Source organism: Jejuia sp. G7-7 (assembly GCF_055808955.1).
Genome location: NZ_JBVVSZ010000001.1, coordinates 1,375,756 through 1,389,775 on the forward strand (window position 1 = coordinate 1,375,756; position 14,020 = coordinate 1,389,775).

The window sequence follows — 14,020 nt, forward strand, 5'->3', positions numbered from 1 at the left end:
TTACTATCTTTTTTTATTAATGATTCGTCTATATAGATTAATGTTTTTTTGTGTAATCATTTTAGATTCGAACTTCTCTAAAACTACCTTTCTAGCTTGTTTACCAAAACTATTTGCCAAATCTTCATCTTCTAAAAGTTGTTTCAATTTGTTGGCGTATTCTTGATGGTTTTTAGGATTTACTGTAAATCCTGTTTCTCCATCAACCATCATTTCTTTTGCCCAACCTATGTTTGAGGTTACTAGTGGCTTTTCCATTGCCATTGTCTCAAGCCAAGTCATTGGTAGGGCTTCAGCAAAACTCGGTAGCGTTATTAATTGTGATCTGGCAATAATCTTAGAAACTTCATTATAAGGCACTTCAATTAAATAGACTACTTTGGGTTTTACTCTAGGGGACAAATTATCTAAAAATAGCTCTAAAGTTGATTGTCCTTCAAAAATATCTACAACATCTTTTCCTAATAACACCAACGAAACATCTGCATTTTGTTGAGCTAAAAAATTAAAAGCTTTAGACAACTCTAAAACGCCTTTTTTTCTTATAATACTACCAAAATATAGTATTTGCCCTTTGTTTACTTTTGCATCTACTGGCTTAAATTTTTCAATATTAATTCCATTAAAAACCACTTCTATATCATCATTTAAACTAAAAATATCCTTAGTTTTTTTTGCAGTAAATTCACTTACCGAAACTATTTTATCGGCGTTTTTTAATGCTTTTTTCAAAGAAATAATTTTTAAATTTCTGCTTTCTATTTTCTAAATCACAGAAATAAGCGTCTGTTCCATGAAGTCTTATAAGTAAAGGACATTTTAATGACATAAATGCTGTTATTCCAGTCCAATCTGGTGCTTCAATAATGCTAATTTTATTACTTTTTATATATGAATTGATTCGTTTTTCAATATGTTTTCGATATAAATACCATCCAAAAATTGGATAATTTTTTTGAGCAATTTTATGAATTTCAACACCTTCTGTATTAATAATCTCATCATTATTTTGACTATATACAAATACAGATACTTTCACATCTTGTTTTACAAGTTCTATAGCTAGATTTTTGATACTTGTACCTAAACCTGCCGAGTTACCTAGACTTTCGTGCGGATATTCTGGAGTTAAAAAAGCTACGTGCATGGCAAACATTTTATATGTTCATCCACCATCTTTTCAAGAAAGTATTCAGTTTCTATTAGCTTGCTTACGTCATCAATAATTTCTATTTCCCCTTTAGTTATAGATGAAAGAATTGCAACTAAATCATTAACCTGTCCTGCTTGAAAAACATATCCATTCACTCCATGAGAAACCACTTCTAAATTGCCGCCTACTTGCGTTGTAATTACTGGAACATTAGCAGACAAACTTTCTAAAATAGATAAACTAAAACACTCCATGTAGGTAGGCTGTAACATATAACTGTAATTACAAAAGAGTTCTGGAAGCTTTGATGAACTACCTTTAAAATTAATAGATTGCTCCAACCCTAAAGTCTTTGTTAGTAACTTGAGTTCCTTCTCATAAGGGCCTTCTCCGTAAATATCTATCTTTATTTTAGCACTTGAATCTTTATCTAAAAGCGATACTGCTTTTATTAAATCTTGAATACCTTTTGAATGTCTTAAATGTGATGCTACAATAAACTTATGCTTGTTCGGCAAGATTCGTTTTTTAAATCTACCAAAAGCAATGCCATTGTAAACAACTTTAACTTTAGGTTTTAAAAAATGTCCATAATCTTTTAAAATATGGTTTTGTGTGTATTTTGAAACACCTACAAATTCATCAATATATCTTGAATAAATAATGCCTTTTAATTTGTTTTTAATACGCTTCTTAAATGAAAACCCTTCTAAAGGTCTTGGATTATGATCCACAGCAATAACATGAGAATTATTTAGTGCTTTAACCGATTTAAAAAAAGCAGTACATAATTCAACAAAATGAGTTATTACAACATCATAAGTTTTATTTTGAATTTTTGAATGTTCTAAAAACAGATTTTCTACTGATTGATTTTTCGCACCGTGAACATTTAAATCTTTATAAAAATCAAATTCTTGATAACCCGAAAAAAACCAGTCGATTCTATATCCCTGCTTTTTAACCTTTACATCAAAACCAAGATAGAATCTATCCATACTGCCAATTCTCTCAGGCTTTAATTGGTAATTACAAATAACGGCTATCGATTTCATTTTAAAGCTTCTACAATGCGTTTACTGGTCCCTAAAATAGGTCTACCAATTTCTAATTCTAATATTTCTTTTCTTTGTCCTTGCCTTTTATTTGGAGTCGTTAATGCCTCATCCAACTGTTGATAGAGTTCCTCTTCATTTTTGGCAATAGTTACTGCGCCACTTTTCACAACATAATTATAATGTACATATTTTAAAAAACGCTGATCGTCATACAGTCCATTTTCTGCATTTCCAAAAACAGTATTTATGACAGGTTTATCAAAAATCATAAAATCTAAACTCATGGTGGAGAGCATATTTACGTTCACATCAGAAAACTGTAAAATAGATTTTAAATCGATAACATCTTCAACTGTTGGTAATCGCTGCGACCAAGATTCGGTATGAATTTTTCGCATTTGAATCCAGTTTGGAATATTCCATATTATTTCTGGAATATCTTTAACCAAATGTTCAAAACGTTTACCCTCTTCGGCAGGAGATGTTCTTACTAAGAGTTGCAAATCATCACGTTTTTTTATATAATTCCACAAAGCCCTAATATGAACTTCATCATTTGCTCCAATAGAACTATCAGCGCAACTATAGCAAATAGTTTGCTTAGCACTATCTAATTTAAACTTTGCCATAAAACTAGTTTTATCAGTTTTATAACGTGACAGTACATAAGGTTCAAATTGCGGTGTTCCAACTACTGTAACTTGGTTGGGTTTTAAATTAGTATAAAACTCCAACAGCTCACTTTTCATTAAGTTACTCCAAACAAAATACTCATCAAAATTACCAGCCATTCTACCCTTAGAGGCTAAATTATCCCAACTAAAAATAAAGGTAATTGTTTCTATATTTTGTTGTTCAGCGGCAACAATTATAGGAGCTACATATGCCGGACGTTGGTGTGTAAAAAACAACTTATCTGGATTGTATTTTTTAAGTAATTGGATATAACCTTTAGTAACTTTATTATTTGCCAAAGTTTTCTTTTGAAGGTTCCAATATCTATTTATCCAAGATTCTGAATTAAAAAAATACGTCCACAAGAACACCAATTTTGTTAAAACTCCGCGTTTTGAATTCTTTTTAGGGTAATTGATTTTGAGATTATCTTGTATTCCGAAATTATTGTTTTTATGACGCTGCAAATGCGCCACTTCCTTTAATTTTCTAAACAACCATATTTTAGGTGTTTCTCTAAAATCTTCGAGTTCTTCAACAATACAGTTGCTTAACAAAAAACCTTCAAAGCTAGATTTTGGTAAACCCGAAAATATAATGATTTCATCAAATGCCTTTGACGCCTCATTAAAAAAGTCACTCAATACATAATTTCTAAAGCCTACTCCATCAGTTATCACTAATGCTAATTTTGACTTTTTTTCTTGCAAATCTGAAAGGTTTTATCATTTGAAAATTGCGATAAATATAGGGCTTTTTCAACTAAAGCATTACACTTTTAGTCCATTAAAGTCGCACAATTTACAAGTTGCCAAATATGAAAACTTGATTGATTATCTCCAGCTATATAACGTTGCCATTCCTTATCAATTTCAGTTTGATTGAACCAAGATTTAACTTTACTTGACTTGAGTTTATCTAAATGCTGCTGTACATATCCTTTCAGTTCGTTTCCTAACCATTCTCTTTGAGGCGTTTGTAAAGGGCGCTTTGGCGCATAGGACACACTTTTATCTACATATTTTGAAATTACATCTCGTAGCAATTGCTTTCCGTGATTACTCTTTAATTTGAATTCTGTAGGTAATCCAATCCCAAATTCTACTAATCTATAATCTAAAAAAGGTGTTCTTAATTCTGTTGAATATGCCATAGAAATTCTATCATTAAATCGTAAGGCTCTCGGTATTTTTGTGTAAAACAAATCTCTATATTGCAGGTTTTTAACAATATCATCAAATAGCCTTGGGTATTTGTTTTTAGTACTATTATTTAGAAATGCTTCATTCAACATGTTCTTTCTAAAAGGCGATTTGCTTACCCCCTGAATTGTAGACTGAGAATTGGTTCTGTAATAATCGTAACCAGCTAATTGTTCATCCATGCCTTGTCCGTCCAAAATCACTTTTACGCCTTTTTTAGAAGCAACAGCAAATAGCTTTGAGTATGCCAAGGTTGGAATTCCCCCAAATGGTTCATCTTGCTTCTTGGAAATAAATTTAGACAAGGTATTCACTTCACTTAGCTCCAACAACACTCTATTTAATGGGTTTTTATAGCTTGTAATAATTTGCTCTACCCATGGAATTTCATCATAATTTTCGTCACCAGTATAAAAGGTAAAAGCTTCAATTTTTGAAATATTCTTTTGAGAAATATTCGCCAATGCCAATAATGCAGAACTATCTAAACCACCGCTAATGTTGAAACCGATTGAAACATCTGCTCTGAATCTTAACGAAATACTATCAATTAATAAATTGGTATAAATATCTTTAGCTTCATGATAATCTTTTATTTTAGATTGATTCTCAACATTTACAACAAAGTCATACCATTTCTCAATTTTCAAACTCTTTTGATGGTACTCTAAATAATGTCCTGCCGATAGTTGTTTAATTCCATCCCAAAATGTTTCATCTGGCAATCCGTAACTCCCATATGCAAAATATTGAGACCATACTTTTTCATTGGGTTGTTTTTTAATTCCAGCAGCGAATAATGCTTTTATTTCACTTGAAAACAGAAATACATTTTTATTCTGAATGTAATAAAATGGTTTAATCCCGAAACGGTCTCTGGCAGCAAATAATTCTTTCTTCAAATTATCCCAAATAGCGAACGCAAACATACCATTCAATAATGACAAACAATTTTTACCATGTTTTATAAATACAGCTAGTAATACTTCAGTATCTGAAACTGTTTTGAAATCGTAATCTGTTTCTAAATCTTTTTTGAGTTCTAAATAATTATAAATTTCGCCATTGAAAACAATGGTATATCGCCCCGAATTATCCTTAAAAGGTTGGTTTGCACTTTGAGACAAATCGATAATAGATAATCTGTTATGCCCTAAAGCTATCTGACCTTCTTCAAAAAAATCACCTGTGAAATCTGGACCTCGGTGGTTTTGGGATTGCAACATATTTTCCAATTGAAGCTTACGATTACCCGCTCCAATAATTCCTGCAATACCACACATATTAAATACTTTTAGAGTTTAAAAATGCCTCAGCCTGTTTCCAATCTTCCATAGTATCAATATTTATGGTGTAATCTAAAGGCGATTTTATATATCCCAATTTTGTGCCATATAAAGAGTTTTGTTCCATTAAAACAGACGTTTTAGTGATGTAAATCAAACCATCCCTATGGTAAATTTCAGGTAAGTCTTGACGCCTTGAGATGATTCGCGGTTCACCTGTGAACAATTCCAAATTGCCATTTGCGTTTTCCTTGAATGTCCAATGAGGATTGTACTCGTCTGGTACTTGCTGCGCTGAAACTAAGGCGTCACATTTACTTTCTATAAATTTATGTATAGCAGCATCTATGAATTCACCTGTTTTAAACGGACTTGTAACTTGAAGTAAACAAACCGCATCAAACATGATGTTTTGTTCCTGATAAAATTTTATAGCATGTTGAATAACACCCAAAGTAGGCGATTTATCTTCTGCTAAATGTTCAGGTCTTATAAATGGCACTTCTAAATTCAACTGTTTTGCAACTTCAATAATGGCATCATCATCAGAACTCAAAATCACTTTTGAAAGTAGTTTTGACTGATTTGCAGCTTCAACCGTATATTGCATCAGGGGTTTCCCATTCAGAATTTTTATATTCTTTTTGGGAATGGATTTTGAACCACCACGTGCTGGAATAAGACCTAAAACTCTCATTAGTAAGCAATGGTTTTATGAAAACGTAGTGTTATTTCAGCTAAAATATCAGCGATTTTCTCTCCAGAGTTCCCTTCACCATAAATGGAGTCATTTGGAATACTTCTATGCTCCTCAATCCTATTTAATATACCAGATTTAATAGCAGCCTCTTCATAAGAAACATCTACTACATTTTGCCCTCTTGCTCTTCCGTTTTGTCGTGTACCAATATTAACTACTGGTACTCCCAAATAAGCACATTCTCTGATTCCAACACTTGAATTACCCACTAAGCACTTGCTATTAATTAACAATCTCAGAAAATCTTCTGGAATCATATTTTTAAAAAATGAATATTCTCTGGCTTATGAATTTCTCTATACGAACGAATTCCGTTTGAAGTGCCATCTGCTCCTGCATCTACATTCGGCCAAAACCAAAACGTTGGAATTCCCAAATCATGAATCACTTTTAATGTTGCTAAAACATTTTCTTTTGCTGCTGCATACTCAGTAGTTACTGGATGCTGCATCACAACTATATATCCTTCTTGCCAATTTATGGTATTACCTACACCCCCGTATTTTTGGATTGGATTGTAATTTAACTGAGGTGATTTACTCACTTGATATGCAATATCAATTGAAGGACAACCTGTATTAAACACATAAGCTTCGTCTTCTCCCATTTTAATAACTCTAGCTTTTGCATCTTTTGAAGCTACCAAATGGATATCTGCTAACTTTGTATTCGCATGTCGTACTTTTTCATCAATATTACCAGTAACCTCACCTCCTTGAATGTGAATGAGCGGAATATTTTGATACGAGGCCGCTATTGAAGTTGCCAAAGTCTCAAAACGATCTGCAATGGTTACTACTGCATCAGGTTTTAAATTATAGAATGTATTAGCTAATTCCATAACGCCTAAACCTGTAGTTTTAGCCATAGAAGTTTTGTTTTCACCTTCTAAAACCATAAAAACTTTAGCATCAATTTTAAAACCATCGTTTTCAATATAATCTACTGCATTTCCATAACGATCTAATAAAGCCGAACCTGCAACAACAAGTTGCAACTCTAATTTTGGATGATTTTTTATAGCCGTTAAAGCAGTTTTAACCCTACTGTAAGAAGGTCTCGCTGTAATTACCACGCAAATTTTTCTTGTACTCATTCTAACTTCTGATTTTTCTAATTTTATATTTAATAAAAGTTAGCCATTTATGTTTACTGTAATACAAAAGTTGCTTTAAATTGGGGTTTATAAAAAATACTTTTACGCCTCCTTGATAGTTATAATCTTCAAAAACTCCTTTTGAATTATTCTTTTTAAGAGATATTATATGAACAAATTTAGATTTTGGATACAATTTTTTTATTTTTTTCTTGATCTTTTCTATCTCCTTCAATAATCAAAACACCATTTTTGTTTGTTAAAGATGGTAAAACATCAATAGATTCATCTTTACCATCAATAATAATTAAATCAAAATTATCTCCCTTTATTGAACTTACATCATTATAAATATCTAAATCATTGTAACTATCATTTAAGTTTTTCTTTAGACTATTTAGGCAAAACTCATTGTTTTCTGTTCCAGAATACCTTATTTCACTATTAAAGCAGTATACAGAACTGTATAAAGTTCCAATTCCCAAACCTATCTCTAAAACGCTTTCTGAGTTATTCATTTTAACATTTTCAAGCACTCTATATATGGCATGTTCCGTAGCAATATGTTGACTTCCTTCAAAATTTGAGAACTTCAAATATTTGTTTAATGCTAAACGTTCTAATTTATTCATATTTAATCTATGTCCTCTTTAGATAAAAAATCCCATTGCTTCATATCTCTTACAATTTGTTTTCCTATGATTTCATTAAATCTTGAAGCTGAAACACCTCTATTTGCTGGCTTTTTGGCTTCTAAATCTGAAAACTGAATACTATGTCCTTTTTTCAAATCCTTATTGATTGCTAGTGATTTTTCAAAAATAACCTTAAGTTCTGCAAATTTGGAATTATCAGATTTATCTATTGGATGTTTTTGCGCCTTTTCTATATTTCGGACAGCAATTACCAGTTCTTTTATGGCCTCTATAGTTAATGATGATGTGACATCCGGACCAAAATCATCTTTACTAAAAACAGCATGAAACTCTAAAATTTCCGCACCTAAAGCAACTGCTGCTACAGCGGTTTCGATTTTTGCAGAATGGTCTGAAAAACCAACGGGAACATTATATCTTGATTTCAATTCTTGAATTACATTTAAACCGTATTGCTCTGGTTTTGTTGGATAGGATGTTGTGCATTGTAATATTGAAAAATCTATTTGCTTGGACTTTAAAAACGCTACAGTTTTATCCAATTCTTCATAAGAACTCATTCCTGATGACAGAATAATTGGCTTACCAGTTTGTGCAATTTTTTCCAGTAACAAAAAATTATTAACCTCTCCTGAACCAATTTTATAACGTTTAATACCAACAACTTCTAGAACATCAACCGCCGCGTTACTAAATGGCGAGCTCATAAATTCCAATCCAACTTCATCGCAATGTTGCTTAATATCTTTCCATTGTTCTAGAGTAAATTCCATGCGCTTCCAATAGTCAAAACGGGTATTATCCTGTTTCGAAAACTTGACTCTAAAAGGCTCGTAAATACTACTTTCGGCTTCAGCTATGTGCGTTTGGAATTTTATGGCATTAACACCTGTTTTAGCTAAGGTATCAATGTAACTATGTGCGGTACCCAAACTTCCATCGTGTGCTTGTCCTATTTCAGCTATTAATTTTACGCTCATTATTTAATTTTTCGTGCTACCAAACCATAACTCATACCTTTTGCTAACGGATTTTTATGTTCTATATAAGATTCAATATTGTATTTCACCCAGTCTTTAAAAGAATTCCTTCTTATGTCTTTGTACTGTGTATCTACAATTGCATACTCTAAAACTTCTAAATTACTTCTTTTAAAAATTCGTAAACAACATGTTTCCAAGGTGTAAATACATGATTTTCTACAATATGCTTTTCTTGAAATGCATAAAGAGAGCCTCTTAAAAACAAACTTAATGTATTTTTACTAGACTGAGGATTTGGAGTGCTTAAGATTAAAATACCTCCCTTTTCCATATGATTTGAGATATTTTGAATTCCTAAAAACGGGTTATCTAAATGTTCTAAAACTTCCAGAAAAATAACCATTCCTGCTTTTTTAACACCTGCAGGCACAGGGTTGTTTAAATCCCAAATAACTGCTTCTTCTATTTTTCTCACATAATCAAAGGGTTGCCATTTGCCTCCAATATTTTCGACTTCAATTTTCATATTACCAAATCCAGAACCAATATCGCTTACAACTTTATTTGGTACTTGGGATGTATACTTTTGCAACATGCTTTTAGCAAATTCTGCTCTGTTTCTGTATGTTTTTATGTTTGACTCCAAACTCTCTTAAATTTAAATGTATTTAACTACTTTTACTTTGCTGGCGACCAATATAACCTTGCATCAGACAATTTAGAATAATCTAAAAACTCCTTTTTAGTAAGCCTATTTGATTCTTTTATAAGTCTTATCATATTAAATAATAAATCGACAAATGCCAGAAAAACAGCTTTAAGCGCCTTAAAATCACCTTTAAAAACCTTTAGTTTTAGTTGCATCCATAACGTGTAGACTATGCGCTTAGGAATTACTTTTAAAGGATAAAACAATATATAGAGATACCATCCTGATCGTAAAGATAGCCTAAGTCTTCTTACATAATCTTTCTGCTTTTTTCGTTTTTTCAAGTCAACTCTATGATGTACAAAAAAATCTGGTGTATAATGTACTTCTTTGCCCTTTTTAAATAATTGAATTGACATAAACTCTTCTTCTCCATAAAACACAAACCATTCTGGTAATTTAGGAATAGATTTCCAATCTTTCATTTTAATAGCATGTCCACCAGCTCCGAAAGACTTTACTTGAACAGGAACTTCGTTGGACTCCAAAATATTTGGTAATTCTTCTCCCCAAAAAATCCTAAATGCCATTATAGCACATTCGGTATGAGTTTCAAAGTAATTAAATATATTCTTTACATCAAATGATTTTACAAAATTAATATCATCATCTATAGTAATAGCATACTTAGTTTTCACATTACTAAACATTAAATTTCTACTGTAAAAAATCCCCATCTGTTTTTCATTTCTCAAGAGTTTGATTTTTGGAAACTCTTTTTGAATATAATTAGAGGTTCCATCTGTAGAACTATCATCACATATTATGAATTCTACCCTCTCATCTTCCAGTAAAAAAGCACTTCTTTCTAATGTTTTTTGAAGTTCTTTCAAACGATTTCTAGTGGCGATTAAAACTGTTACCTGGCTTTTATTCATTATACAAATTGATAATTTGTTCCTTCAAATAGGACGGTGAAATATAATTCTCAATATCTTTTCTATTTAATTGAAAACCTTCCTTATTTGTTTTCCATTCAATGTAAAGATCTCTAATTTTAGATGCAATTGCATTAAAATCATCAATTTCAGCATGATATTGATAATCTTCTCCTAACAACCTTAAAACCTCGCTTTTCTCAGGGCCTAGATGCAAAATAGCCTTATTAGCAGCTATACAATGTGGGAACTTACCAGGTAAAAATGGACTTACTTTGGCCTTAGCTTCTAAAATTACATTTACTGAAACATGTTGTTGTAACCAGTAAACATTTTTAAAAGGTAAACTTTTTAGGTTAGCATATAATCCACTTATTTTGTTATTATAACATTCTATTAAGTGTCTATGATATTCCGCATTACCAATTAACAATAAATTAGAATCTTCTACAGCACTTGGAGTGTTTTTAAGGAATAATTGAAAACCCTTCAAGAGCCCTTCAGGGTTTCGAGGTTTCATTAAATTACCTGCATGTAATACATTAAATTTATTCTTATTGAAAAAATCAGGTGACTGAATATCTTTTATTTCCAATTTAAAATTTTGGTGCGGAATTACCATTCCTGTTTTATTGAAGTTTTCAAAAAAATCCCCCATCCACTCTTTTAATAATAAACTAGGGAATGCTGAGTATTTTGCATTTTTAGCAACTTCATGAAAAAACTTTTCTTTTATTTTAAAACCAGGCTCTTTCCAATCATAAGGAAAAGGGTAACAGCTAAAAGGAAATGGATCATGAACATATGCTATCCATTTTTTATGAAATTCTGGTAAATCATTAATTGCATAATGTGGTCTAAAACTAGCTGCTTTACTAAGCGTTAGTACAAAATCTATTTTAGAGATATCAACATTCTTAAGTTCAGATTTGATACTATTAACATCATTAAAAAAGTGAATGAAAAACCAAATAGAGGCTCAATATATTGGGCTAAATTAATTTTAAAAACCCTTTGTATAACACGTTGCAGACGACTTAGCACATATAGATAATTCAACTTTTTTCCTTAATTGCTACACATTTAATAGTGTCTAGTTTTATAATTTTTCTTGTAAAATGTAAAACAGTAAGATTAAAACCAGCTTTCGCAAGGTTATTAATAAGAGCTACTCTTCCTTTTGAAGCGCTACTATCATTAATATCAATAGAATCTACTATAATTAATATGTGCCTATCAGCTTCTACCACGAACTATACAAGAATTTTATTTATTAAAACATCTACAATTCTTTGTGCCGCTTTTCCATCCCATTTCTCTGGAATACCTCCATCCTTCCATTTATTTTCAAAAAGTTTATTTAAAATAGGTTTAAACGCTTTAGGATTTGTTCCTATTAATTCATTTGTTCCTACATGAATTGTTTCTGGTCTTTCAGTATTATCTCTAAACGTGATACATGGCACACCCATTACTGTAGTTTCCTCGGTTATTCCGCCAGAATCAGTAATTACAACTTTAGAATTTTTAGTAAGAAAGTTAAATTGTAGATATCCTAAAGGTTCAATAACATGTAGGTTTTCATACTCTATGTTTAAAGTTTTAAATACTTTTAATGTTCTAGGGTGTACAGAAAAAACAACAGGTAACCCTCTTACATTTTCACAGACAGCGGCTATTATTGATTTTAATGTTTTTGCATCATCCACATTTGATGGTCTATGCATTGTGAGTAAAACAAATTTTTTGTTTTCTAATTGTAATTCATTCCAAAATACTGGTTTTTCAAACTTAGAATAAAACTTTTTTAAAGTATCAATCATTACGTTTCCAACAAAATATATTTTTGAGGGCTCAACTCCTTCATTAATCAAATTGTTACCTGATAAATGAGATGTTGTGAAATAATAATCAGTAATACTATCTGTAATCATTCGGTTTATTTCTTCAGGCATTGTAATATCTCTTGATCTTATTCCTGCTTCTACATGTGCTACTTTAATATTACTTTTCTTTGCTACTATAGCACAAGCCATTGTTGAATTTACATCTCCAACAACGATACATAAATCACTTTTTTCTTTTTCAAGTAAATTCTCATAATTTAACATTATTGCCCCTGTTTGCGAAGCTTGAGAGCCGCCACCAACATTAAAGTTTATGTGAGGTTTTGGGATTTCTAAATCCTCAAAAAATTGCGAGCTCATATTTTTATCATAATGTTGCCCAGTATGTATTAATCTGAACCTAAGTTTAACTCCATTTCTAACTTTATGCTCAATTGCATCTATTATAGGTGCTATTTTAATAAAGTTTGGCCTAGCTCCAGCGATTAAGTCTATAATCATTTACTTTTTTTAATATTTTTAAATGGTGTTTTTCTGAAACTTCATTGTTAAGATCTCCAAAAATTACAGCTACGTATTCGTTAAAAACTTTACTATCAAGTCTTACTAAATTTGTTGAAGCTATTTTAGTCCCTATTACAGGTTTTATGATAGGACTAATATAAACGTTATCTCCAAATATTTTTAAAATGAATACTTTTTCCATTTTATTTTTTATTCCATTTTTTAATAAACACCCAAATTGGGTATAACACGAATTTCGATTTGTAGAAGATTTCTGTTTTTACAGCAAAATTAGAAATCCTAAAAATAGTTTTTAATAGATTAAAATCCCTGAACGAAATTGCCAAATTCACTAAATAATTAAAAATATTTGGAGATAACATTCCTGCTTTTTCTAAATTTGAAACAATTAATATTAGTGCCTTTTTTTCGAACCTACTTTAACTGAATCATTTTTCCAAAACTGCCCTGTATTTGACGCCACATGTTTTCTATTATAGTACAAAATATTATTGAGCGATATTCCCTCAACACCATTTAACATTACCCTTGTATAACATTCCCATTCTTCTGCATACATTAGAGTTTCATTAAATCTAATGGTCTCAAAACATTTTTTTCCACAAAACCGTGCAAGACGCTAAACTATGATTCCCATTAATAATATCCTCGATATCATCTTTGGTTATAGTATTGTATATTTTTAAATCTTCAGTTTTAACTTGAGGCAACTTATTTTCAAAAGATTGCTTTTGGTAATGACAAAAATCTGTTTGAGTTTCGCCTATTGCTTTTAAACCATACTCTAGATTATTTGGATGTACAAAATCATCGTCATCAAAAAAAATAACATAATCACCTTTAGCCAAGTCTAAACCATAATTTCTAGCCCCAGGTAATCCTTTTAAATATTTATCTGGTCGTTTAAAAAACTTGAATCTTAAATCCTTAGTTAAAATATCAGCAATAACTTCTTTTGTATTATCTGTACCACCATCATCTACTATAATACATTCCCAATTTGAGTGAGTCTGCTCTTGAATTGAATGTAATGCTTCAAGAATAAATTTAGACCTATTATAAGTGGCCATTATAATACTTACCATTGGAAAGCGGACAATCATGATAATAAATTCTTAAAAAAACTTAACGGTTTTATCAGTAGTTTTCCTGTTTTATACTCTATAGTTGATTCTTTTTTTATCTTTTCTTT

17 protein-coding genes are annotated in these 14,020 nt (G+C 30.9%); all 17 read right to left on the reverse strand.

Annotation, left to right across the window (positions count from 1 at the left end):
- Positions 1 to 3: 3 nt before the first annotated feature.
- The 17 genes from AC0L5U_RS06820 to AC0L5U_RS06900 all read right to left on the reverse strand — a co-directional run bounded on the left by AC0L5U_RS06820 (position 4) and on the right by AC0L5U_RS06900 (position 13,931).
- Positions 4 to 732: a glycosyltransferase family 4 protein gene (locus tag AC0L5U_RS06820; protein WP_473415436.1), complete on the reverse strand. Its 729-nt coding sequence runs from the start codon at positions 730 to 732 to the stop codon at positions 4 to 6.
- Positions 704 to 1,147 carry a glycosyltransferase gene (locus AC0L5U_RS06825; RefSeq protein ID WP_473415437.1) on the reverse strand — a complete coding sequence of 148 codons (444 nt, stop codon included), beginning with the start codon at positions 1,145 to 1,147 and terminating at the stop codon, positions 704 to 706. Before AC0L5U_RS06825 ends, AC0L5U_RS06820 begins: the two co-directional genes overlap by 29 nt.
- A complete protein-coding gene (locus tag AC0L5U_RS06830) occupies positions 1,138 to 2,208 on the reverse strand; it encodes a glycosyltransferase family 4 protein (RefSeq protein WP_473415441.1) in 1,071 nt (356 codons plus the stop codon). The genes AC0L5U_RS06825 and AC0L5U_RS06830 overlap by 10 nt, the downstream gene beginning before the upstream one ends.
- Positions 2,205 to 3,596: a hypothetical protein gene (locus AC0L5U_RS06835; RefSeq protein ID WP_473415443.1), complete on the reverse strand. Its 1,392-nt coding sequence runs from the start codon at positions 3,594 to 3,596 to the stop codon at positions 2,205 to 2,207. The genes AC0L5U_RS06830 and AC0L5U_RS06835 overlap by 4 nt, the downstream gene beginning before the upstream one ends.
- Positions 3,597 to 3,664: 68 nt before the next feature.
- A complete protein-coding gene (gene asnB, locus AC0L5U_RS06840) occupies positions 3,665 to 5,371 on the reverse strand; it encodes an asparagine synthase (glutamine-hydrolyzing) (protein WP_473415444.1) in 1,707 nt (568 codons plus the stop codon).
- 1 nt (position 5,372) lies between these two features.
- On the reverse strand, positions 5,373 to 6,071 hold the full coding sequence (locus AC0L5U_RS06845; RefSeq protein WP_473415446.1) for an acylneuraminate cytidylyltransferase family protein: 699 nt from the start codon (positions 6,069 to 6,071) through the stop codon (positions 5,373 to 5,375).
- Positions 6,071 to 6,391 carry a UDP-N-acetylglucosamine 2-epimerase gene (locus AC0L5U_RS06850; protein WP_473415450.1) on the reverse strand — a complete coding sequence of 107 codons (321 nt, stop codon included), beginning with the start codon at positions 6,389 to 6,391 and terminating at the stop codon, positions 6,071 to 6,073. Before AC0L5U_RS06850 ends, AC0L5U_RS06845 begins: the two co-directional genes overlap by 1 nt.
- A complete protein-coding gene (gene neuC / locus AC0L5U_RS06855; RefSeq protein WP_473415452.1) occupies positions 6,388 to 7,230 on the reverse strand; it encodes a UDP-N-acetylglucosamine 2-epimerase in 843 nt (280 codons plus the stop codon). Before neuC ends, AC0L5U_RS06850 begins: the two co-directional genes overlap by 4 nt.
- Before the next feature lie 179 nt (positions 7,231 to 7,409).
- A complete protein-coding gene (locus AC0L5U_RS06860; RefSeq protein WP_473415453.1) occupies positions 7,410 to 7,862 on the reverse strand; it encodes a methyltransferase in 453 nt (150 codons plus the stop codon).
- A gap of 2 nt (positions 7,863 to 7,864) precedes the next feature.
- On the reverse strand, positions 7,865 to 8,866 hold the full coding sequence (locus AC0L5U_RS06865; RefSeq protein WP_473415454.1) for an N-acetylneuraminate synthase family protein: 1,002 nt from the start codon (positions 8,864 to 8,866) through the stop codon (positions 7,865 to 7,867).
- A gap of 157 nt (positions 8,867 to 9,023) precedes the next feature.
- A complete protein-coding gene (locus AC0L5U_RS06870) occupies positions 9,024 to 9,515 on the reverse strand; it encodes a class I SAM-dependent methyltransferase (RefSeq protein WP_473415455.1) in 492 nt (163 codons plus the stop codon).
- Between the two features lie 32 nt (positions 9,516 to 9,547).
- Positions 9,548 to 10,456 (reverse strand): glycosyltransferase family 2 protein, encoded by a 909-nt coding sequence (locus AC0L5U_RS06875; protein WP_473415457.1) that lies wholly within the window; start codon positions 10,454 to 10,456, stop codon positions 9,548 to 9,550.
- Positions 10,449 to 11,114 (reverse strand): glycosyltransferase family protein, encoded by a 666-nt coding sequence (locus AC0L5U_RS06880; protein ID WP_473415459.1) that lies wholly within the window; start codon positions 11,112 to 11,114, stop codon positions 10,449 to 10,451. The genes AC0L5U_RS06875 and AC0L5U_RS06880 overlap by 8 nt, the downstream gene beginning before the upstream one ends.
- A 397-nt stretch (positions 11,115 to 11,511) precedes the next feature.
- A complete protein-coding gene (locus AC0L5U_RS06885) occupies positions 11,512 to 11,706 on the reverse strand; it encodes a hypothetical protein (protein WP_473415461.1) in 195 nt (64 codons plus the stop codon).
- A 3-nt stretch (positions 11,707 to 11,709) separates the two neighbouring features.
- Positions 11,710 to 12,804, reverse strand: a complete 1,095-nt coding sequence (wecB, locus tag AC0L5U_RS06890; RefSeq protein WP_473415462.1) for a non-hydrolyzing UDP-N-acetylglucosamine 2-epimerase — start codon at positions 12,802 to 12,804, stop codon at positions 11,710 to 11,712.
- The gene (locus AC0L5U_RS06895; protein ID WP_473415464.1) at positions 12,776 to 13,009 is read right to left on the reverse strand and encodes a hypothetical protein; all 234 of its coding nucleotides are present in this window, start codon (positions 13,007 to 13,009) and stop codon (positions 12,776 to 12,778) included. Before AC0L5U_RS06895 ends, wecB begins: the two co-directional genes overlap by 29 nt.
- A 403-nt stretch (positions 13,010 to 13,412) precedes the next feature.
- Positions 13,413 to 13,931, reverse strand: coding sequence for a glycosyltransferase family 2 protein (locus AC0L5U_RS06900; protein ID WP_473415466.1), 519 nt, complete (start codon positions 13,929 to 13,931; stop codon positions 13,413 to 13,415).
- Positions 13,932 to 14,020 lie beyond the last annotated feature (89 nt).

Bases quoted from the DNA above. Each gene is read 5' to 3' on its own strand.
- AC0L5U_RS06865 (WP_473415454.1), bottom strand. From the start codon at position 8,866: ATGAGCGTAAAATTAATAGCTGAAATAGGACAAGCACACGATGGAAGT.
- AC0L5U_RS06845 (WP_473415446.1), bottom strand. From the start codon at position 6,071: ATGAGAGTTTTAGGTCTTATTCCAGCACGTGGTGGTTCAAAATCCATT.
- neuC (WP_473415452.1), bottom strand. From the start codon at position 7,230: ATGAGTACAAGAAAAATTTGCGTGGTAATTACAGCGAGACCTTCTTAC.
- AC0L5U_RS06825 (WP_473415437.1), bottom strand. From the start codon at position 1,147: ATGCACGTAGCTTTTTTAACTCCAGAATATCCGCACGAAAGTCTAGGT.
- AC0L5U_RS06875 (WP_473415457.1), bottom strand. From the start codon at position 10,456: ATGAATAAAAGCCAGGTAACAGTTTTAATCGCCACTAGAAATCGTTTG.
- AC0L5U_RS06900 (WP_473415466.1), bottom strand. From the start codon at position 13,931: ATGATTGTCCGCTTTCCAATGGTAAGTATTATAATGGCCACTTATAAT.
- wecB (WP_473415462.1), bottom strand. From the start codon at position 12,804: ATGATTATAGACTTAATCGCTGGAGCTAGGCCAAACTTTATTAAAATA.
- AC0L5U_RS06850 (WP_473415450.1), bottom strand. From the start codon at position 6,391: ATGATTCCAGAAGATTTTCTGAGATTGTTAATTAATAGCAAGTGCTTA.
- AC0L5U_RS06830 (WP_473415441.1), bottom strand. From the start codon at position 2,208: ATGAAATCGATAGCCGTTATTTGTAATTACCAATTAAAGCCTGAGAGA.
- AC0L5U_RS06860 (WP_473415453.1), bottom strand. From the start codon at position 7,862: ATGAATAAATTAGAACGTTTAGCATTAAACAAATATTTGAAGTTCTCA.
- AC0L5U_RS06880 (WP_473415459.1), bottom strand. From the start codon at position 11,114: ATGGGGGATTTTTTTGAAAACTTCAATAAAACAGGAATGGTAATTCCG.
- AC0L5U_RS06895 (WP_473415464.1), bottom strand. From the start codon at position 13,009: ATGGAAAAAGTATTCATTTTAAAAATATTTGGAGATAACGTTTATATT.
- asnB (WP_473415444.1), bottom strand. From the start codon at position 5,371: ATGTGTGGTATTGCAGGAATTATTGGAGCGGGTAATCGTAAGCTTCAA.